Origin of the sequence: Kitasatospora sp. NPDC048715, assembly GCF_043198905.1 — a bacterium.
Taxonomy (GTDB): Bacteria; Actinomycetota; Actinomycetes; order Streptomycetales; family Streptomycetaceae; genus Kitasatospora; species Kitasatospora lactacystinica.
This window is the reverse complement of the sequence record NZ_JBICVH010000020.1, coordinates 118,287-136,615: the sequence shown is the minus strand read 5'-3', so window position 1 is coordinate 136,615 and position 18,329 is coordinate 118,287. Positions and strand designations below refer to the sequence as shown.

15 protein-coding genes and 1 pseudogene are annotated in these 18,329 nt (G+C 75.0%); 8 read left to right on the top strand and 8 right to left on the bottom strand.

The annotated features are described in order from the left end of the window. Nucleotides 1–6: 6 nt before the first annotated feature. The 5 genes and pseudogenes from ACGFSC_RS33095 to ACGFSC_RS33075 all read right to left on the bottom strand — a co-directional run. Nucleotides 7–1,617: pseudogene (locus ACGFSC_RS33095) on the bottom strand (AMP-binding protein); the annotation flags it as partial. A gap of 135 nt (nt 1,618–1,752) precedes the next feature. After that, nucleotides 1,753–2,805, bottom strand: a complete 1,053-nt coding sequence (locus ACGFSC_RS33090; RefSeq protein ID WP_359907600.1) for a hypothetical protein — start codon at nt 2,803–2,805, stop codon at nt 1,753–1,755. Nucleotides 2,806–3,022: 217 nt separating this feature from the next. Then, nucleotides 3,023–4,036, bottom strand: a complete 1,014-nt coding sequence (gene adhP, locus ACGFSC_RS33085) for an alcohol dehydrogenase AdhP (protein WP_359907603.1) — start codon at nt 4,034–4,036, stop codon at nt 3,023–3,025. Nucleotides 4,037–4,184: 148 nt separating this feature from the next. Further along, the gene (locus tag ACGFSC_RS33080) at nt 4,185–4,682 is read right to left on the bottom strand and encodes a GNAT family N-acetyltransferase (protein ID WP_359898254.1); all 498 of its coding nucleotides are present in this window, start codon (nt 4,680–4,682) and stop codon (nt 4,185–4,187) included. Then, nucleotides 4,679–6,025 (bottom strand): DUF6271 family protein, encoded by a 1,347-nt coding sequence (locus tag ACGFSC_RS33075; protein WP_359898253.1) that lies wholly within the window; start codon nt 6,023–6,025, stop codon nt 4,679–4,681. Before ACGFSC_RS33075 ends, ACGFSC_RS33080 begins: the two co-directional genes overlap by 4 nt. Nucleotides 6,026–6,383: 358 nt before the next feature. Between ACGFSC_RS33075 and ACGFSC_RS33070 the strand changes: the two genes are divergently transcribed. The 3 genes from ACGFSC_RS33070 to ACGFSC_RS33060 all read left to right on the top strand — a co-directional run bounded on the left by ACGFSC_RS33070 (nt 6,384) and on the right by ACGFSC_RS33060 (nt 9,511). Next, nucleotides 6,384–7,577: a peptidoglycan-binding protein gene (locus ACGFSC_RS33070; protein WP_359898252.1), complete on the top strand. Its 1,194-nt coding sequence runs from the start codon at nt 6,384–6,386 to the stop codon at nt 7,575–7,577. Between the two features lie 159 nt (nt 7,578–7,736). Continuing rightward, nucleotides 7,737–8,432 (top strand): DUF2269 domain-containing protein, encoded by a 696-nt coding sequence (locus ACGFSC_RS33065; protein ID WP_359898251.1) that lies wholly within the window; start codon nt 7,737–7,739, stop codon nt 8,430–8,432. 71 nt (nt 8,433–8,503) lie between these two features. Further along, entirely contained in the window at nt 8,504–9,511 is a 1,008-nt protein-coding gene (locus ACGFSC_RS33060) for an LLM class flavin-dependent oxidoreductase (protein ID WP_359898257.1), read from the top strand. Nucleotides 9,512–9,632: 121 nt separating this feature from the next. Here the strand turns inward: ACGFSC_RS33060 and ACGFSC_RS33055 are convergent, their stop codons facing one another. Both ACGFSC_RS33055 and ACGFSC_RS33050 read right to left on the bottom strand, forming a co-directional pair. Further along, nucleotides 9,633–11,168 carry an APC family permease gene (locus ACGFSC_RS33055; RefSeq protein WP_359898250.1) on the bottom strand — a complete coding sequence of 512 codons (1,536 nt, stop codon included), beginning with the start codon at nt 11,166–11,168 and terminating at the stop codon, nt 9,633–9,635. A gap of 181 nt (nt 11,169–11,349) precedes the next feature. Beyond that, nucleotides 11,350–12,996, bottom strand: coding sequence for an amidohydrolase (locus ACGFSC_RS33050; RefSeq protein ID WP_359898249.1), 1,647 nt, complete (start codon nt 12,994–12,996; stop codon nt 11,350–11,352). A gap of 205 nt (nt 12,997–13,201) precedes the next feature. On the opposite strand from ACGFSC_RS33050, the gene ACGFSC_RS33045 reads away from it, so the two are divergent. The 5 genes from ACGFSC_RS33045 to ACGFSC_RS33025 all read left to right on the top strand — a co-directional run bounded on the left by ACGFSC_RS33045 (nt 13,202) and on the right by ACGFSC_RS33025 (nt 16,971). Continuing rightward, complete coding sequence (locus tag ACGFSC_RS33045) at nt 13,202–13,810, top strand: TetR/AcrR family transcriptional regulator C-terminal domain-containing protein (RefSeq protein ID WP_359898248.1); 609 nt, start codon at nt 13,202–13,204, stop codon at nt 13,808–13,810. A 667-nt stretch (nt 13,811–14,477) separates the two neighbouring features. Next, nucleotides 14,478–14,861: a hypothetical protein gene (locus ACGFSC_RS33040; protein WP_359898247.1), complete on the top strand. Its 384-nt coding sequence runs from the start codon at nt 14,478–14,480 to the stop codon at nt 14,859–14,861. 4 nt (nt 14,862–14,865) lie between these two features. After that, nucleotides 14,866–16,038: a hypothetical protein gene (locus ACGFSC_RS33035; RefSeq protein ID WP_359898246.1), complete on the top strand. Its 1,173-nt coding sequence runs from the start codon at nt 14,866–14,868 to the stop codon at nt 16,036–16,038. 82 nt (nt 16,039–16,120) lie between these two features. Further along, nucleotides 16,121–16,516, top strand: coding sequence for a roadblock/LC7 domain-containing protein (locus ACGFSC_RS33030; protein ID WP_359898245.1), 396 nt, complete (start codon nt 16,121–16,123; stop codon nt 16,514–16,516). A gap of 80 nt (nt 16,517–16,596) precedes the next feature. Next, entirely contained in the window at nt 16,597–16,971 is a 375-nt protein-coding gene (locus tag ACGFSC_RS33025; protein WP_359898244.1) for a hypothetical protein, read from the top strand. 116 nt (nt 16,972–17,087) lie between these two features. Here ACGFSC_RS33025 and ACGFSC_RS33020 read toward each other — a convergent pair whose 3' ends face one another. Further along, complete coding sequence (locus ACGFSC_RS33020) at nt 17,088–18,239, bottom strand: NUDIX hydrolase (protein WP_359898243.1); 1,152 nt, start codon at nt 18,237–18,239, stop codon at nt 17,088–17,090. Between the last annotated feature and the right edge of the window lie 90 nt (nt 18,240–18,329).

Here is an 18,329-nt window from a genome sequence, read left to right as displayed (position 1 = left end):
GGTCGGCGCGGCCCGTCGGCGCAGCTCGGCGCGGTGCAGCTTGCCGGTCGCGGTGCGCGGCAGCCCGGGCACGAACTCGACCGCCCGCGGGTACTTGTACGGTGCGATGGCGCGCTTGACGTGCTCCTGGAGCCCGCGCGCCGTCTCCGGCCCCTCTGGGACGCCCGGGCGCAGCACCACGTACGCCTTGACCACCGTGCCGCGCCGCTCGTCCGGCGCGCCGACCACCGCGCAGTCGGCCACGTCGGGGTGGGTGGCGAGCGCCTGCTCGACCTCGGGCCCGGCGATGTTGTAGCCGGCCGAGACGATCATGTCGTCGTTGCGGGCCCGGAACCAGAAGTAGCCGTCGCCGTCCCGGACGTAGGTGTCGCCGGTGAGGTTCCAGCCGCCGCGGACGTAGTCCAGTTGGCGCTCGTCGTCCAGGTAGCGGCAGCCGGTGGGGCCCTTGACCGCCAGCATTCCGGGTTCGCCGTCCGGCACCGGACGGCCCTGCCCGTCCAGGACCGCGGCCCGGAAGCCGGGGACGGGCCGGCCGGTGGAACCGGGCCGGATGTCCCCGCCGGCGGCCGAGACGAACACGTGCAGCATTTCGGTGGCGCCGATGCCGTCGATCAACCGCTGTCCGGTGGCCTCGTGGAAGGCCCGCCAGACGGCGGCGGGCAGCGGCTCGCCCGCCGAGACGCAGTGCCGCACCCCGGAGAGCCGGTCCGCCAGCCCGGCGGCCAGGATGGCCCGGTAGGCGGTCGGCGCGGTGAACAGCACGCTCACCCGGTGCCGGCGCACCTGCTCGGCGAGCTGCTCCGGGGTGGCGTGCTCCAGCAGCAGGCCGGCGGCGCCCGCCCGCAGCGGGAAGACCAGCAGGCCGCCGAGGCCGAAGGTGAAGCCGAGCGGCGGGGTTCCGGCGAAGAGGTCCTCGGGGGTGGGGCGGAGCAGGTGGCGGGAGAAGGTGTCGGCGATGGCGAGCACGTCGCGGTGGAAGTGCAGGGTGGCCTTGGGGCGGCCGGTGGTGCCGGAGGTGAAGGCGATCAGCGCGACGTCGTCGGCGGCGGTCGGGACGGCCGGGAAACGGGCGGCCTTGGCGGCGCAGCGGGCGGTGAGGTCCTCGGCGCCGGGGCCGCCGTAGCCGAGGACGCGCAGTCCGGGGGTCCGTGCCCGGTGCAGCTCGTCCAGGAAGCGGTGGTCGCACAGGGCGAGGACGGGCCGGGCGATGCCGTGCAGTTCGGTCAGCTCGGCGGCGCGCAGCAGCGGCATGGTGGTGACGGCGACCCCGCCGGCCTTCAGTACGCCCAGCCAACAGGCCGCCAGCCAGGGGGTGTTGGGGCCGCGCAGCAGGACCCGGTTGCCGGTGGCGAGGCCGAGGTCCTCGGTCAGCAGACGGGCGATCCGGTCGGCGTGGTCGCGCAGTTCGCCGTAGGACCACCGTTCGGTGGGGGTGAGCAGGCAGGGCCGGTCGGGGCCGAGGCGCTCGATGGTGTCGTCGAGCAGGGCGGCGGCGCAGTTCAGGCGGTCGGGATAGGCCAACTCCGGCAGTTCGAAAAGGAGTTCGGGCCATTGCTCGAAGGGTGGGAGATGGTCTCGGCAGAACGTGTCCACGTGCGCGGAGGGTGAGAGCTCCATGGGCGGGCACCTCGTTGTGCGAGCGGGGAGTGAGGCCAGTATGGCGCGTCCGTGACGCCAGTCAAGGGAGCGATACATGCATTCGGGCGACGACCCGGCTCCCCGCCCGCTCCGGGCGCCGGGGGGCGCCGACCGTCAGCTCGTCGCCCCCCGGGCGGAGGCGTCGGGAGTGCGGCCCTCCTGGGCCTGGTGGGCGCGGTCGGCGAGCAGTCGGGCGAACACCGTCAGCCCGGGCGCGGTCAGGGCGGCGCCCGGCCCGTCGTCCCGCACCAGGAGCAGCACGCCGCCGACCTGGACCAGCGCCACCGCCGACGAGGAACCGACGGTCCGGGTGGCGCTCCGGTCGCCGATCCGCGGGATCGCCACCGCCGTCGCCTCCACGCCGCCGGTGCGTTCGAGTGCGCTGTCGAAGGCCTTGGCGGCCGCCTCGGGGGAGGCGAAGGCGACCACGTCGAACTCCACGGTCTGCACCGACGCGGCGCCGAACGTCACACTGGCGGAGGCGAGTTGCTGGTCGCAGGCGTCCGGCAGCAGGCACGGCACCGCGTCGGTCGGGCCCGTCCCCGACTCCGGCCCCCGCTGCACCCGCCACCCGCGCGGCATCGCCCCCTCGTCGGGCAGCACGCCCTGGACCAGCACCGGGTCGCCCAGCGGCTGCGCGGCGTGCGCCAGCCCGGGCCCGCCCGGCTTCAGCAGCGGGCGCGAGCCCAGGTGGACGCCGAGCGCGACCAGCGCGGCGATCAGCACCAGGACGAGCGCCGCCACGATCCCGGCGCTGCTCCGCCGGGCGGCGAGCGCCCGGGCGCGGGCGGCCGCGGGGCCGGTCCGCAGCTGAACGGTGCTCGGGCCCTTCGGCGGCGGTGCGGTCGGCGGGCCGACCCGCAGCTGCACGGTGCCGGGCTCGCTCCGCAGTTGGACGGTCGGTGGATCGCCCGGCTTCCCGAGCGCGGTGGTGGCCAGGTACTGCGCGAACGCCGGGTCCGTGGCCAGCAGGTGCGCGACGGCGGCGGCCAGCAGCGCCCGCGCCTGCGCGTCCCCCGGGCGCGCCTGCGCCGCCGCGAGCGCCCCGGCGCCCTCCGGCACCATCCGCAGCCGCGCCCGCACGACATCGGCCACCGCCTGGTGCGGCCCGTCGCCCAGCAGTGCCGCCGCCACCGCATCCGGTGCCGCCCCCCGGCCGTCCCCCATGGCAACTCCCCCTGCCGTACGAGTGGTTGCCCCCACGATCCCGGACCGCCGGCCACTTCGTACCCACGCCGAACGGAACGGAGACGCAACTGCAACCCCACCCGGACGAACCGGGGCGGGCGGCGGTGTGCAGCAGTGGCGGCATCCGGGCATCGTGCCCGCCGCCCGGCCGGGCGCGCCGCCGAATTGACCGGCCGGGTGACGGTCCGGGGGGCCGTCAGCGCAGGTCGAAGACCAGGCGGGCGGAGACCTTGCCGCTCAGCACCTCGTCGAAGCAGGCGTTCACGTCGTCGAGGCGGCGGGTCTCGCGGATCACCCGGGTGCGGCCGAGGGCGTGCAGCCGGAAGACCTCGGCGAGGTCCTCGCGGGTGCCGACGATCGAGCCGATCACCTTGGTGCCGTTCAACACCGTCTCGAAGACGGGCAGTTCGAGCTTGCCGCCGGCCGGGAGGGCGACCAGGACGAGGGTGCCGCCGCGGCGCAGGGCGCCGTACGCGGCCTGGAAGGAGGCGTTGCTGACGGCGAGGGCGATCGCGGCGTGGGCGCCGCCGAGGGCCTGGACCTCGGCAGCGACGTCCTGGGTGCGGGCGTCGAGGACGTGGTCGGCGCCGAGGTCGCGGGCCAGGGCGAGTTTGTCGTCGGTGACGTCGACGGCGATGGTCTCGGCGCCGAAGAGCCGGGCGTACTGGAGCGCCAGGTGGCCGAGCCCGCCGATGCCGGAGACCAGCACCCGGGTGCCGGGCCCGGCGCCGGAGACCTTGAGCGCCTTGTAGGTGGTGACGCCCGCGCAGGACAGCGGCGCGGCGTCCAGCGGGTCGATGCCGTCGGGGACGGGGACGACGTAGTCGCCGTGCGCGAGGGCGTACTCGGCGTAGGCGCCGTCCACCGAGTAGCCGCTGTTGTGCTGCTGGAGGCAGAGGGTCTCCCAGCCGGAGACGCAGTGGTCGCAGCGCCCGCAGGCGTCCGCGAGCCAGGGGATGGCGACCCGCTCGCCCACCCGGACGTGCCGGACCAGGTTGCCGGCCGCCTCGACGATGCCGACGCCCTCGTGCCCGGGCACGAACGGCGGGCTGGGCTTGACCGGCCAGTCGCCGTGGGCGGCGTGGATGTCGGTGTGGCAGAGGCCGGAGGCCTCGATCCGGACCCGGACCTGGTGCGCGGCCGGCTCGGGTACCGGGTGGTCCTCGACGACCAGCGGTGCGGTGAAATCGCGGACGACGGCGGCCTTCATGCGCTGCTCCTCGGACGTACGGCCGGGTACGGGGGTACTGCCGGCGGCTGCGCGGGGGCGCAGCCGCCACCAGCTTCACCCGACGGGGTGATCCTCGCCGGTCGAACTGGGCCGAACGAGTGATCATCCGTCCGCGTATCCGCGCAGGTCAGCGCACCGGCATCGACATGTACACCGCCCGTCGCCCGTAGCAGGCGGGCACCGGCACCTCCCGGTGCGCCCGGTAGCCGAGCAGCCGCAGCAGGATGTCCGCCCCGCGCACCGCGACCATCGAGATCCGCTCGTAGCCCTGCCCGCTCGCGTGCTCCCGGAAGTGCCGGATGAAGCCCAGCGCGACCTCCCGTCCGCGCAGGTCCTCGGCGATCACCAGGTCGTGCACGTGCAGGTTGGTCGAGCGGAAGGCCCGCTCCTCCGGGCGGCTGAGGTCCGGGCAGCGCAGCGGCGGGTAGGGCAGGCTCAGCAGGTAGCCGCGCACCACGCCGCGCTGCTCCAGCACGAAGCAGGTGCCGGGCGAGCTGCGGGCGCGCGACTGGAGCGCCTCCCGGCCCTCGGACAGGCCGTCGGCCGCGTAGGCGTCGTGCTCCAGCGCGACCACGGCGTCCCAGTCGTCGTCGGCCAGCTGCCGGATCCGGAGGTCCTCGCTCACCGGGCCGGCGCCTCCGTGCCGGCGTCCGCGCCGTCCGTGCCGGCGTCGAGCCCCTCCGCGCGGGCGGCGGCCACCATCGGCGCCCAGGCCTCCACCAGCACCGCCCACCGCTCGGCGTCCTGCCGGGCCTCGTCCAGGAGCTGCTGCCGCTGCCCGGCCACCACGTCCGCGAGCTCGGCGTACTTGCCGCCCAGCTTGCGGTAGGAGCGGTCCAGGACGTCCAGGCAGTGCACGTTCCCGGCCGGGTCCCAGTCGACGCTGCCCCGCACCAGGTCGATGATCGGCTCGACCTTCAGTCCGTGCCGCTCGTCCAGCAGCCCGCGGCCGAGGTCGATCATCCCGCCGTAGACCGGGTACAGGTACAGCATCGAGAGCAGGAACTTGACGAACCGCATCTGGTAGGAGACGAAGCCGGTGCCGGTGCGGCGCTCGGGCGTGTAGTAGTTGACGATGTGGCGGTTGTGGACGACGCCGGGCAGCCGGGAGTGGACCATGGCGTGCAGCAGGGCGTAGTCGCTGCCGATGGTCTCGATCGAGGGCAGCAGCGGCAGCACCTCGTAGGCCCGGTGGTCCAGGGCGATGTTGCACATGTAGACGTCCCAGATGTCGGGCACGCCGAGGACGGATTCGTCGGTGCTGAACGGCTCGGAGCCGGCGCCCTTGAAGGACACGTCCACCATCGCGTCCCTCTCCTCCTCCGACCACACCGGCGGGGTCCACAGGCGCACCACGTCGCGGTAGACGGCCGGGTCCATCTCGTGGATCTCGCTGATGTCCACGTTGAGTTCGCCGATGAAGGAGCCGCTGACCAGCATCACCGGCTTGTCCGCGTCGGCCGGGTCGAGCTCGGAGCGGGACACGCCGGCCACCGCCTCGCCGGCCGGGCGGCCGATCGAGAGCAGCTCGTGGTGGATCGGGAAGACCTTCCGGCCGTCGACGACCTGGAAGTCGGCGTCGTCGTTGCGCAGGTGCGCGGAGGTGCAGCCCAGGGCGGCCGCGCCGAGGAAGAGCCGGTTGACGCAGGAACCGTACGCGACGGCCCGCGGGAGCATCAGGTCGAGCAGCAGTTCGGGGTCGGCGGCGCCGGAGCGCTCGGACACCCGGCGCAGGAACTCCCGCTGCCCCGCCTCGCCCAGGTGGTGGACGGCCACGCCGGGGGTCGGCTCCAGCGCGGCCACGGCGCCGGCGTTCTCCGCGAACCCGACGGCGTCGGTGGTGTCGAGGACGAGGAGGTGCACCTCGACCCCGAAGGTCGCGACGGCGTAGGCCGCCTCCTCGGCGAGTTCCGCGATGGTGTCGGGGCAGGGCCGCATGGTGGGCAGGGCGAGGCAGACTCTTTGCATGGTGCGGATTTCTCCATCGGATCGTCAGATTCGGTTCCACGGAGGCCAGTTGGGCGCACAGGGAGATCCCGGGCGCGGGCTGGTGCCGGTCCGCCGGACTACCGTGGACTAGACCACTTTTGATGTCAACGATTGACAGCGGCGCCCCGGCGGGGTGCAATGCGCCCCCTCCCGCGCGATCCACCGCCCCCGCACGGGCGCCGGAATCGCACACGGGGGCGAACGCACCCTGCAGAGTCGAACGTCCGGACGGGCACGGGGGGTTCACCGCCGGGCATTTGCGCCGTCGGGGTCAATCCGCGAGCCGTACCTGCCGATACCGGAAGTGATGCCCTTACGCCGTTCGGAGGAGCCCGCAATGCCCGAACCGTGGCTGCCCGGTGCCGAGATCCACGACCTCGGCGACCACGCGCCGACCGATCAGCAGTACCCGCCGAAGGCCATCGCCCACATCACCTGGGACCGCAACGCGACCGCCGCCGCACCGCAGGACTGGTGCCCCTACGAGGACCTGGTCGGCTACTTCACCGGCAGCGGCGCCGGCAGCGCGCCGCACCTGGTCTGGGACCCGTTCAGCGGCCGCACGGCGCAGCTGTTCCCGGCCGACTCCCGCTCGAAGAGCCTGCTCAGCCCCGCCGAGAGCCCGACCCGCACCAACCGGGCCGGGCGGGTGGTGATCCAGATCGAGGCGGTCTTCTTCCCCTACTGCCGCTACCAGGGCGGCGTCTACCCGCGACTGGTCGACACCCCGTGCGCGGGCTGGGACCGCATCCACGCCTGGATCTCCTCCTGGGGCGTGCCCGACATCTGGCCGATGGGCCGGCCCACCGACTTCTCCGGCCACCGCGACGAGCGGACCTGGGAGGCCTTCGGCGGCTGGTACGCGCACGCCCACGTGCCCTACAACGACCACACCGACCCGGGCTCCTGGCCCGACGTCACGGCCGGGCCCGGCTCCCCGGACATCCCGCCCTCCCAGCAGCACCCGGTGCCCCCCGCCGCGCCCGCCCGCTACCAGGTCAGCATCAACGGCCTGGCGTACGGCTACGGGGCCCAGGGCTACCAGGTGACGGCCGTCGGGCGGGCGCTGGTCGCGCACGGCTTCGGCGACCACTACCGTTCCGGCCCCGGCCCGAACTGGACGGACGCGGACACCGAGAACTACTCGGACTACCAGGGGAGTCTGGGCTACTCCGGGCAGGCGGCGGACGGCGTCCCGGGCGCGGGCTCGCTGCGCCGGCTGCTCGGCTACCTGCCCGGGCAGCGGACGGTCTCGGTGGCCCACGTGATCGAGGCGGCCCGGACCGACCCGGGGGCCGAGCAGGGGCACCTGACCTACCCGGCCGAGGCGGCCATCGTGGAGCAGGCGCTCGTGGACGAGGGACTGCTCGACCAGCGCTGGGTGGACGGCTCGTTCGGCAGCCGGACGGTCTCCGCGTACGCGGCCTGGCAGCGGAGCTGCGGGTACGAGGCGGGGGCGGCGGACGGGATCCCCGGCCCGGCCTCGCTGCAGCGGCTGGGCGCGGCGCAGGGGTTCGCGGTGACCGACTGAGGGGCGGTGCTGCTCCCGGGGGAGGCGTCGCCGGTGCCACGCCGAGGCTGTGTACTCGCTCGGGAGTAGACGAGGTTACTTCCACCGTCAGATGCCGGATGAGGCAGGGACGGGAGAGTCTGGGGCCGTCCTGGTGACCCCGACTCGAAGGAGGTACCCGTGCGCTCGCCCACCGGCGCCGTCGCGGCGTCCGAACCGACGCCACGGCGGGTGGCGGCACCCGCGTCCGGGGGCCGCCGCCTGCCGCCGGCGGTGCGCAAACCGCTGGTCGTCCTGCACGTCGTCGCCTCGGTGAGCTGGCTGGCCTTGATGCTCTGCCTGCTCACCCTGGCCCTGACGGCCCTGACGACCGGGGACGCCGACCGGCTGCGCACCGCCTACCGGGCGATGGGCCTGCTCGGTGACGCGCTGATCCTGCCGCTGAGCCTGCTCACCTTCCTGAGCGGGGTGGCGCTCGGGCTCGGCACGTCCTGGGGGCTGTTCCGGTACTACTGGGTGAGTACCAAGTTCTGGCTGACACTCGGGGCGATGACGGCCTCCGTCCTCGCCCTCACCGACCGGCTGCACGACGCGGTGCGGGTGGTGGACGCGCACCCGACCGGCCCGATCACGGTGGCGGACCTCGGCTTCGTCCGCTACAACACGGTGATCGTTCCGGCGGTGGCGCTGACGCTCTACCTGTTCAACGTGATCCTCTCGGTGTACAAGCCCTGGGGCCGCCGCAAGGCCCACGCCAAAGTCACGGCCCCGGCCCAGGTCACGGCCCCGGCCCAGGTCACCGCCCCGGCACCGGCCCCGGTCAGGGCCGAGGCCACGGACACGCGTCCGGGCCGAATACCCGGAGCGGGCGACTGACCGGCAGGCCGTCGGCCGCGGCCCGGTCGCACGGGGAATGCCCGTGCGGGGCGCAGGCGTTGTCCAACGACGTGACCACTGCCGCGCCCACGACCAGGCTCTCCGTGCTCGACCGCTCCCGGACCAGACAGGGCGAGGAGCCGGCCCAGGCACTGCGGAGCACCGTGGCCTTCGCCCGTGAGGTGGAGCGGCTCGGCTACCACCGGTTCTGGGTCTCCGAGCATCACGGCGTGCCGGGGGTGGCCGGGTCGGCGCCCACCGTGCTCGCTGCGGCGGTGGCGGCCGCCACCACGCGCATCAGGGTCGGTACCGGCGGGGTGATGCTGCCCAACCACCAGCCGCTGGTGGTGGCCGAGCAGTTCGGGGTGCTGGCCGCACTGTTCCCGGGGCGGATCGACATGGGGCTCGGGCGCTCGGTGGGCTTCACCGACGGTGTCCGGCGGGCGCTGGGGCGGGAGAAGGACGCCGCGGACGCGTTCGGTGCCCAGCTGGCCGAACTGCTCGGCTACTTCGACGGCTCGCAGCCGGCGAACCGCGGGGTCCACGCCCGTCCGGCCGAAGGCCTGCACGTCCCGGCCTTCGTCCTGGCCACCGGCACGGGCGCCGACCTGGCCGCCGACGCGGGACTGCCGCTGGTGATCGCCGCCCCGCGCGGAGTGGACCGGATGCTGGAGGCGATCGACCGCTACCGCGCCCGCTTCCGTCCGTCCGCGCAGGCCGCCGAGCCGTACGTGGTGGTCTCGGGCACGGTGGCCGTCGCCGACACGGCCGAGCGGGCGTGCGAGCTGCTCGTCCCGGAGGCCTGGTCCGGCGCGTACTCCCGCACCCACGGCGAGTTCCCGCCGCTGACCTCCGCCGCCGAGATCCGGGCCCGGGCGATGACCGCCCGGGAGCGGGCCGCGTTCGAGCAGTCGCTCAAGGGCCACATCGCGGGCACCCCGGAGCAGGCCGCCGCCGAGCTGGCGAAGCTGGTCGAGTGCAGCGGGGCGGACGAGTTCCTGGTCACCACCAGCACCTACGACCGCACCGCGCTGCTCGACTCCTACCGGCTCCTCGCCGAGGCCGTCGGCCAGATCTGACCAGGCGAGGGCCGGGTCGGAGCTGGTACGTGGGGCCCGCAGCCTGCCCGTCGCCCGGCGCCCGTCCCCGCCCTCGGCACGTCCCCCGCCCCCGGCCCGTCCCCCGCCCGTCGCCCGTGGCTCAGCCCGCGTCGACCTCGGTCGTCCCGAGCCGCGCGTACACCTCCGGCCGCCGGGCCCGCAGCCGCAGGGCGATCCCGACGCCGGTCAGGAAGACCACCGGCACGATCGCGACCAGCGGCCAGTTGACCTCCGGGCCGGCGCCGGTGAAGAGGTCGAGCCGCCACACCACCAGCGCCGTGGCCCCGCACAGCAGCACGGTGGCGGCGAGCGGTGCCACGACCGTACGGAACACCCCGGCGCTCGCGGCGGCCGCCCGGTTGCGGCGGAAGAAGGCGAACACGGCGAGGCCGGCCAGCGCCTGGAGCACCAGGATGCCCACCACCCCGGGGGAGTTCACCCAGAGGAAGAACTGGTTGTACGGATCCGCCCCGATCAGCGCCGCCACCCCGACGGCCACCGCCGCCAGCACCGACTGCGCGATGCCGCCGATCCACGGCGAACCGTGGCGCGGGTGGATCCGGCCGAGGGCGGCCGGGGCGGCCCGCTCGTTGGCCAGCGCGTAGCCGTACCGGGTGATGGTGTTGTGGAAGGCGAGCAGTGCCGCGAGCAGGCTGGTGACGATCAGCACCCGCTGCACCTCCGTCGCCCAACCGCCGACGTAGTCGGTCATCGCGGTGAAGAACATCCCGGCCGGGTCGGCGGTGGCGGCGGCGACGGCCTCGGTGTCGCCGAAGGCCTGCACGATCATCCAGGTGACGAAGGTGTAGAAGAGGCCGAGGAAGGCGATAGCGGCATAGGTCGCGCGCGGCACGGTCCGGTGCGGCTGCCGGGCCTCCTCACGGTAGATCGCGGTGGCCTCGAAGCCGATGAACGCGGCGAAGGAGAGTCCGAGCACGCCGCCCATCCCCCCGGAGAGCACGTGCTCGGGGGCGAACGAGGACAGGCTCAGCCCGTGCGCCCCGCCCTTGACCAGCACCGCCACCGCGAGCACCAGCAGGATGCCGGTCTCGGCGATCAGCAGCGCCCCGAGCACCTTGGCCCCGAGGTCTATCGAGCGGAAGCCGAGGAACCAGACCACCGCGACCCCGAACAGCGCCCAGACCGGCCAGGGCAGGTCCAGCCCGAGCAGGTCGGCGGCGGTGGTGCGGGCGAAGAACCCGAAGGCGCCGAACATCCCGATCTGGATGGCGTTGTACGAGAGCACCGCGAGCAGTGCCGCACCCAGCCCGGCCGCCCGGCCGAGGCCGCGGGTGACGTACGCGTAGAAGGCGCCGGCGTTGCGGATGTGCGCGGTCATGGCGGTGAACCCGACCGCGAAGAGCGCCAGCACCACGCCGGTGGCCAGGTAGGCGACCGGCGTGCCGATGCCGCCGAAGGAGATCGCGAACGGTGCCACGCCGGCCATCACGGTCAGCGGCGCGGCGGCGGCCACGACGAAGAAGACGATGTCGCCGGTACCGAGCACCCCGCGTCCCAGGCCGCCGGAGCCGCCGGAGCCGCCGGGGGAGCCCGGGGAGCCCGGGGAGCCGGAAGCGGCAGCGGAGCCGGGGGGACGGAGCGCGGAGGAGGAGGCCGCGTCGGAGGGCGGGTTCATGGGGGAGCTCTCCTGAGGTCGTGCGAACGAGGAAGCGACGGTCGGCGGCGGACACGCGCCGGCCGCCGACCGGGGAACGAGGCACGGCCGCCGTGGGGGACGGCCGGAACCGGTCGGGAAGTCCGTCGGGGCGGCTGGGGTTTGCCGGGGCGGCCGGGTCGGCCGGGGGGAGCGGGGCGCCTCAGCGGGTCGAGCGGTCGGCGCCACCGGGCGGGCCGCCGTGGGTGCGCCGCCCGCCGAGCCAGGTGCCCGCTACCCCGATCGAGGCCAGCTCACCGGCCGGCACCGCGTAGGGATCGGTGGCCAGGTGCACCAGGTCGGCCCGCATGCCCGGTCGCAGCACACCCCACTCGGCCTCCTCGAAGGCCTGGTGCGCCACACCCGCCGAGTACGCCGCCAGTGCCTCGGTGAGCCCGATCCGCTCCTCTGGCAGCCAGCCGCCGTCCGGCAGGCCGTCCGGGGTCTGCCGGGTGACGGCGGTGGCCAGCCCGGCCAGCGGCTCGTAGCGGGTGACCGGCCAGTCGCTGCCGAAGGACACCCGGGCGCCGCCGCGCAGCAGGGCGGCGATCCGGTACTGCCGGGAGCCGCGCTCCGGGCCGATCCGGGGCAGGGTGAGCTCGGTCATCAGCGGGTCGGTCTGTGCCCAGAGCGGCTCGAAGTTGGCGATCACGCCGAGCTCGGCGAAGCGCGGCAGGTCGTCGGGGTGGACCAGCTGCACGTGGGCGATCACCGGCCGGCGGGCGCGCGGCCCGTTGCGGCGGGCGGCGGCCTCGACGGCGTCCAGCGCGATCCGTACGCCGAGGTCGCCGATCGCGTGGATGTGCGGCTGGAAGCCCAGCGCGTCCACGGCGGTGACGGCCTCCGCCAGTTCGGCGCCGGTCCAGTTGGCGACGCCGTGGGAGTGCGGGCAGTCGCTGTACGGCTCCAGCAGCGCGGCCGTCCCGGACTCGATGACCCCGTCGGCGAAGAACTTGACCGCCCGCGCGGTGAGCCGCCCGTGCCCGGCGGCCTCGACCCGGTCGCGGTCGGCGGCCAGGCGGGGGAGCCGCTCGCGCCAGCCGTCCGGTTCGAGCAGCAGGGCGAGCCCGGCCCGGACCGGCAGGCCCTCCTCGGCGACGGCCGCCAGCCAGGTGTCCACCTGCGCGGGCTCGACCCAGGCGTCCTGGAGCCAGGTGATCCCGGCGGCCGCGAGCGCGGCGGTGCTCTCCCGCAGTGCGGCGACCTGCTCGGCCAACGGCGGCGGCGGGACGAGCGCGAGGACGGGGTTGAGCGCACCGAACTCGCGCAGGGTGCCCAGCGGGCTGCCGTCCGGCCGGCGGACGATCTCGCCGCCCACCGGCTCGGGGGTGTCCGGCCCGTACCCGGCCCGGCGCAGCGCCTCGCTGTTGGCCCAGCCGGTGTGGTGGTCCATGGTGCGCAGCAGCACCGGGCGGTCCGGGACGGCGGCGTCGAGCAGTCGGGCGTCGAACAGTCCGCCCTCGGCCAGCCACGGGTCGACGGCGTCGCCGGTGATCCACTCGGCCTCGGGGTGGCGCTGCGCCCAGTCGCGGACGGCCGCCACGACCTGCTCCAGGCTGGTGCAGTCGCGGACCGGCGCGCCGCGCAGGCCGATGCCGCCGAGCAGCGGGTGGACGTGTCCGTCGCCGAAGGAGGGCAGCAGGGCGCCGCCGTCGAGGTCGACGGTCTCGGTGCCTTCGTCGCGCAGGGCGAGGGCGGCGTCGCCGAGGGCGGCGATCCGCCCCGCGCCGACGGCGAGGGCGTGGGTGCGGGGGAGGGCGGGGTCTCCGGTGTGGATCCGGCCGCCGGTGAAGATCGTTTCGGCACGCATGCGGGGGTGTGGGTCCTCTCCGGGGCAGGGCGGGCCGACGGGTGCGCGGCCTGCCTAACCGAATGGGGTTCGGTTACCGTAGGCGCGGCACCGGCGGGTGCGGAAGAGTTTTACTGAAAGCCGTTCAGTAACGCTTGGATAACGATGATCTTGGTCTGCCGGTGCCGACGGGCCGCTCGGCGACCCCGAAGGTGAGGAACCGGGCATGCCCAGGCCGCGCACACCCCTGCTGGACCGGCAGCGCATCGTGGACACCGCGCTGCGGCTGGTCGACGAGGCGGGGGACCTCACCATCCCCGCGCTGGCCGGTGCGCTCAAGGTCAGCCCCTCCGCGCTCTACCACCACGTCGCGGGCCGGGCCGAGATCGTCGCCCTGATGCGTGCCGAGCTGGTGCGCACGATCGGCGAGCAGTCGATGTGGGACCAGTCCTGGGACGCCGCGCTGTGCGCCTGGGCGCACGCCTACCGGGACGCCTTCGCCGAGCACCCCGGCATCATCCGGCTGCTCGCCACCGCGCCGCTGGCCGAGTCGTTCATGCACGAGCTGTACGAGCGGGCCGTCGCCACCCTGGAGGACGCGGGCTTCGCCGCGCAGGACGTGATGGGACTGATCACCGCCCTGGAGAGCTTCGTCCTGGGCTCGGCGCTGGACCTGGTCGCCCCGGACGTCATGGTCGACGCCGTCGACCGGGGCGCCACCCCGCGGCTGGCCGACGCCCTGGACGCCGTCCCCGCCGGGCGCGAGCGTGCCGACCGGGCCTTCGGGCTCGGGCTCACCGCCCTGATCGAGGGCTACCGGGCACTGCTGGGCTGACCCTGGGCCCGGTCCGGCCCCGGCGCGAAGCCCTGGTCCGGCCCCGGCGCGCAGCCCCGGTCGGGCGCCGGTTCGCCCCCGGCCCGGGGGCGCCCCGCCTCGCCCCGTTCGCCCCGGGGCCGCTGCCGTTCGCCCGGCCACGATTTCTGACCAGGCGTGATGTCCTGCTACTGTTCATCCCGTCGAGAGGAAGTGATCTTCCGGGAAACGGAATCTCGAACAGGCGTCAGCGGTGCTACCAGAGCACGCCCTACTTTCAGTAGGGAGAGTCCGTGCGATCCGGGCCTGGCGCTCCCATCGAAGGGGCTCGTTCCGTCCAGCGGAGCGGGCCCCTTCGTCGTGTTCGCCTTCCGCGCCCGCGCCCTCTTATCGTACTTTCGGGCTCGAAACCCTCTCTTGGGGCTCGATACCGGCCAAGGTGCCGTGCCAGGTGGCCGGTGAACGGTACTCCAACCTCCCTGGCCGACCGGTGGGGGCGAGGTCGCATCCGGTCTGATGTGCCGTCAGTTCTTGGCTGGAACTGGCCGTTACTGATGTGAATATGCCATTGGAATGTTCGTCATATGGAATCCGGCAGTAGCCTTCCGTGTCGAACTAGCCACTGCTGGTGGTGAACCGGCCGGTGCCGCGCTGCGCCCGGCCGCCCAGACCCCGCGAAGGAGCCGGTGTGCCCGGTATCGACGAATGCCTCTCCGGAGCGATGGCGATCCACGGGGCCCGCGCCGCGAGCCTGGTCGACTGGAGCAGCGGGCTCGCCCTCGGCAGCCTCGGGGACAGCCCGACCGGAGAGCACGAGACCTCCGCCGCCGAGGCAACCGACCTGGTGCGGGCGGCCGTTGAGAGCCAGACCTTCACCGTGACGGAGGACCGGCGGGCCCCGTTGGAGGACATCATCGTCACCGCCGGCCGCAGCTACCACCTGATCCGCTTCATCGACACCGTCTTCGACAACAGGCTCGTCCTGCACCTCTGGCTGGACCGCGCGGAGGGCAACCTCGCCGCCGCCCGCTTCCGCCTCCAGGCACTCGCCGAGGAGCTGGTGCTGGGGTGAGCGCGTGACCGCCGCGACCGGCACCGCGCCGCCGTCCCCGGCGGAGGCCGCCACCCCGAGGTCCCCGGGCGAGGCGCTCGCCCTGCTCGCCGACCGCCGCGCCACCGGCGCCCTGCGCGGGCCGCTCGGCAGCCTCCACCTGGTCGACGGGCGGGTGGCCGCCGCCGAGTCCCTCCGGGCGCCCGGACTGGCCGACCTGCTCATCGGCTGCGGTCGGACCACCCCCGAGGACTGGGCGGAACTGCTCCGGGCTCACGGCCCGGGGGCGAGGGTCGGCGAGGCGCTGGTCGAACGGCGGCTGCTCACCCGGGGAGAGCTCGAACTCGGCCACCTGGGAACGCTGTTCGACGCCGCGTTCTTCGTGCTGGCCGACCCGGCCGGCGGCGTCTGGCGGTTCGAGGCCGACGCCCGGCACTGGCTCGGGCCGGTCGCGGAGGTCGACCCGGCCCGGATCCGCCGCGAGGTCGAGCGCCGCCGGAAACTGCTCGACGGGATCTGGCCGTGGGCGCAGCTCGACACCGCGCCCGTCCGCCCGGCCGAGTGCGGCCGCCGGTCGTCCCACCGCTCGTGCGGCCGCCGGCGACGTGAGCTGTTGGACCACGCCGACGGTCGCAGGACCCCGGCGGACCTGGCCCGGCTGCTCGGCCGCTCCGGCTTCGGGGTGACGGCCGATGTCCGTCGACTGGCCGCCGCCGGACTGCTGGACGCCCCGCGCCCGCCCGACGAGCCGCGCCCGCCGGAGGCCCCGCGCCTGCCCGACGAGCCGCGCCCGCCCGCCCCGGCACTCGCGGCACCTGCGGCGCCCGCTGCGCCGGAGGTCCCGGCGGCGGCCCCGGCGCCCGCGGCACCTGCGGCGCCCGCGGCGCGGCCGACGACCGCTCCCCGGCCCGAAGTCCCCCCGCCGGCCGCGAGCGGACCGGCCCGAGGGCTGCACCGCCGGGTCCCCGGCGCCAGCCTCCGGGGCGCCGGCCTCCCCGGCACCCCGGTCACGGCCGTTCCCGCCCCCGCTGCCGCTTCCACTCCCGCCTCCGCCCCCGAGGCGGCCCGCAGCGGGACCGACGCCCCCACGTGCCCCGAACGCCCGCCCATCACGGCAGCGGCCCACCCGCTGGCCGTCCCCGATCCGGACGTCGCGCTGCTGACCCGGATCCGAGACCTTCTGGAGGCCCGACTTTGACCCATTCCCCGCCCGCGACCCCGTCGTTCCGGCCATGAGGCGGGCACTCAAGCAGCGTGTCGGAAGGAGACAACTGATCGCCTTGGAGACCGAGTTGCTCGCCGAACTGCGTGCCGTCAAGCACCGCGTACCGCACCTCGCGGGTGGTCTGGTGGCCAGCGTGGACGGCCTGTTGGTCGCGCACGACACCCACGGCACCGAACCCTCGGGACTGGCCGCGATGACGGCGGCCTCGCTCTCGCTGGCCCAGCGGCTCGCCGACACCACCGGTCAGGGCGAGTTCCGCGAGTCGCTGGTGCGCGGCGAGAACGGCTACGTCGCCACGTACGCGGCCGGCGGCAGCTGCGTGCTGACCCTGCTGGCGCACCCCGACGTCAACGTCGGCCGGCTGCACCTGGAGGCCCGCCGCAGCGCCCAGCGCATCGCGGGGCTGCTCAACGACGCCCTCGTGCCCAAGGATCCGCGCGACACGGGCTGACCCGGGCAGACCCGGGCCGACCACCGAACCATCGTCCCCATCCGTCCCGAACCACCCATCACCGAACGGGAGTTACCCAGATGACCGACGCACCCGGCGCGCTCAAGCAGGCCATGACCAGCATCGAGGGCGCCATCGGCGCGGCCCTGGTGGACTACAACAGCGGCATGGCGCTGGCCACCCTCGACGGCCCCGGCGGCCTGGACCTCAACGTCGCCGCCGCCGGCAACACCGACGTGGTCCGCGCCAAGATGCGCACCATGGACATGCTCGGCCTCCAGGACGGGATCGAGGACATCCTGATCACCCTGAGCAGCCAGTACCACCTGATCCGCCCGCTCACCGGCCGTACCGGCAAGGGCCTGTTCCTCTACCTCGCGCTGGACAAGGCGCGCGCCAACCTCGCGATGGCCCGCCACCAGCTGGGCCGGATCGAGGCCGAGCTGGAGGTCTGACGCGCAGTCCCGGGACACCGCCCCGGGACAGCCGCCCCGAGGCGCCACCCCGGCGCGGCGCCCGGGCGAGGCCCCGGCGGCGGTTCGGGCCGCCGCCGGGCTCCGTCCGGCGGGGCTCACCCCCGGGGCAGGTCCGGCCCCGCGGCCTGCCCGCGCACCAGCTCGGCCGGCCCGCCCGACCGCTCCCGGGCGGCCAGCGCGGCGGCCGTCCGGTCCCAGGACGGGCCGGTCAGCAGCGTCCGTGCCTCGGCCGGATCGCAGAGCCGCCACTCCACCAGCTCCTCCTCCGGCAGCACGATCGAGCCGAGCATCCGCTCCGTCACCGTGCCGCCGTCGAACACGTACACCAGGACGGCGGTGTCCCGGCCGGTCGCCGGGTCCGCCGCCGGGTCGGCCGCCGCACCCGGCTGCCAGTCCAGCGCCAGCAGCGGCCCCGGTTCGACCTCCCAGCCGAGTTCCTCGCGGATCTCCCGCCGGGCCGCCGCCCGGGGCATCTCCCGGTCCGCCTCGACCCCGCCGCCCGGCAGCGTCCAGTACGGGACCTGCCCGCGCGGCCCGTCCCACGGCCGCAGCCGTACCAGCAGGACCCGGCCGGCGGCATCGGTGAACAGCGCCCGCGCCTTGGCCCGGATGCGCGGCCGGGTGGCGTAGTAGGTCTCCCGGTCCATCGGCGGCTCCGGCCGCTCCTCGGTCGGCGGCGTCAGCCCCGGCGCCGCGGCCAGCCCGGTGTATGCGGGCACCGGCCCGTCGGCGGGCAGCCGCCGGAGCGTGTGCCCGACCGGCCGGCTGTCCTCCAGCTCCAGCGGCCCGTCGTCCCGCGGCGCCAGCAGGCAGGCCGTCACCCGGCGCGACAACCGGGGCGGCAGCGCGTGCCCGGCCTGCTCCGTCGTCAGCCAGGTCCAGCCGCCGACCTCCGCCGCGTCCGGCCGGAACGCCGCCGCCTGCGCCGCCGTCAGCGGCTCGGCCCAGTACAGGTACGCGACGATCGGCAGGTCGCCGTGGCGCAGCAGCGCCCAGTCCACGCAGGCCAGCGGTCCCAGTCGGGGCGTGAAGCCCAGCTCCTCCCGGATCTCCCGCAGGGCGGTCTCCCGGGGCGACCGGTCCGCCGGCTCCCACCCGCCGCCCGGGATCGCCACCGGGTGCTTCCGGTCGTACGGCAGCCGCACCACCAGCACCCGCCCGGCCCCGTCCGGGAACAGCACCCCCGCCGCCGCCAGGACCTCCCGGCCGACCGTGCCCGCGTTCTCCACCCCGACTCCCTCCGTCATGTTCTCCCCGGACACGACAACCGGGCCCACCTCTACGGTTCCCTCCGGGCGGCACTCCCGATCCCCACGATCGGGCGATCGGGAGGCCCG

Bases quoted from the DNA above. Each gene is read 5' to 3' on its own strand.
- ACGFSC_RS33090 (WP_359907600.1), bottom strand. From the start codon at position 2,805: ATGGGGGACGGCCGGGGGGCGGCACCGGATGCGGTGGCGGCGGCACTG.
- adhP (WP_359907603.1), bottom strand. From the start codon at position 4,036: ATGAAGGCCGCCGTCGTCCGCGATTTCACCGCACCGCTGGTCGTCGAG.
- ACGFSC_RS33075 (WP_359898253.1), bottom strand. From the start codon at position 6,025: ATGCAAAGAGTCTGCCTCGCCCTGCCCACCATGCGGCCCTGCCCCGAC.
- ACGFSC_RS33070 (WP_359898252.1), top strand. From the start codon at position 6,384: ATGCCCGAACCGTGGCTGCCCGGTGCCGAGATCCACGACCTCGGCGAC.
- ACGFSC_RS33055 (WP_359898250.1), bottom strand. From the start codon at position 11,168: ATGAACCCGCCCTCCGACGCGGCCTCCTCCTCCGCGCTCCGTCCCCCC.
- ACGFSC_RS33050 (WP_359898249.1), bottom strand. From the start codon at position 12,996: ATGCGTGCCGAAACGATCTTCACCGGCGGCCGGATCCACACCGGAGAC.
- ACGFSC_RS33045 (WP_359898248.1), top strand. From the start codon at position 13,202: ATGCCCAGGCCGCGCACACCCCTGCTGGACCGGCAGCGCATCGTGGAC.
- ACGFSC_RS33025 (WP_359898244.1), top strand. From the start codon at position 16,597: ATGACCGACGCACCCGGCGCGCTCAAGCAGGCCATGACCAGCATCGAG.
- ACGFSC_RS33020 (WP_359898243.1), bottom strand. From the start codon at position 18,239: ATGACGGAGGGAGTCGGGGTGGAGAACGCGGGCACGGTCGGCCGGGAG.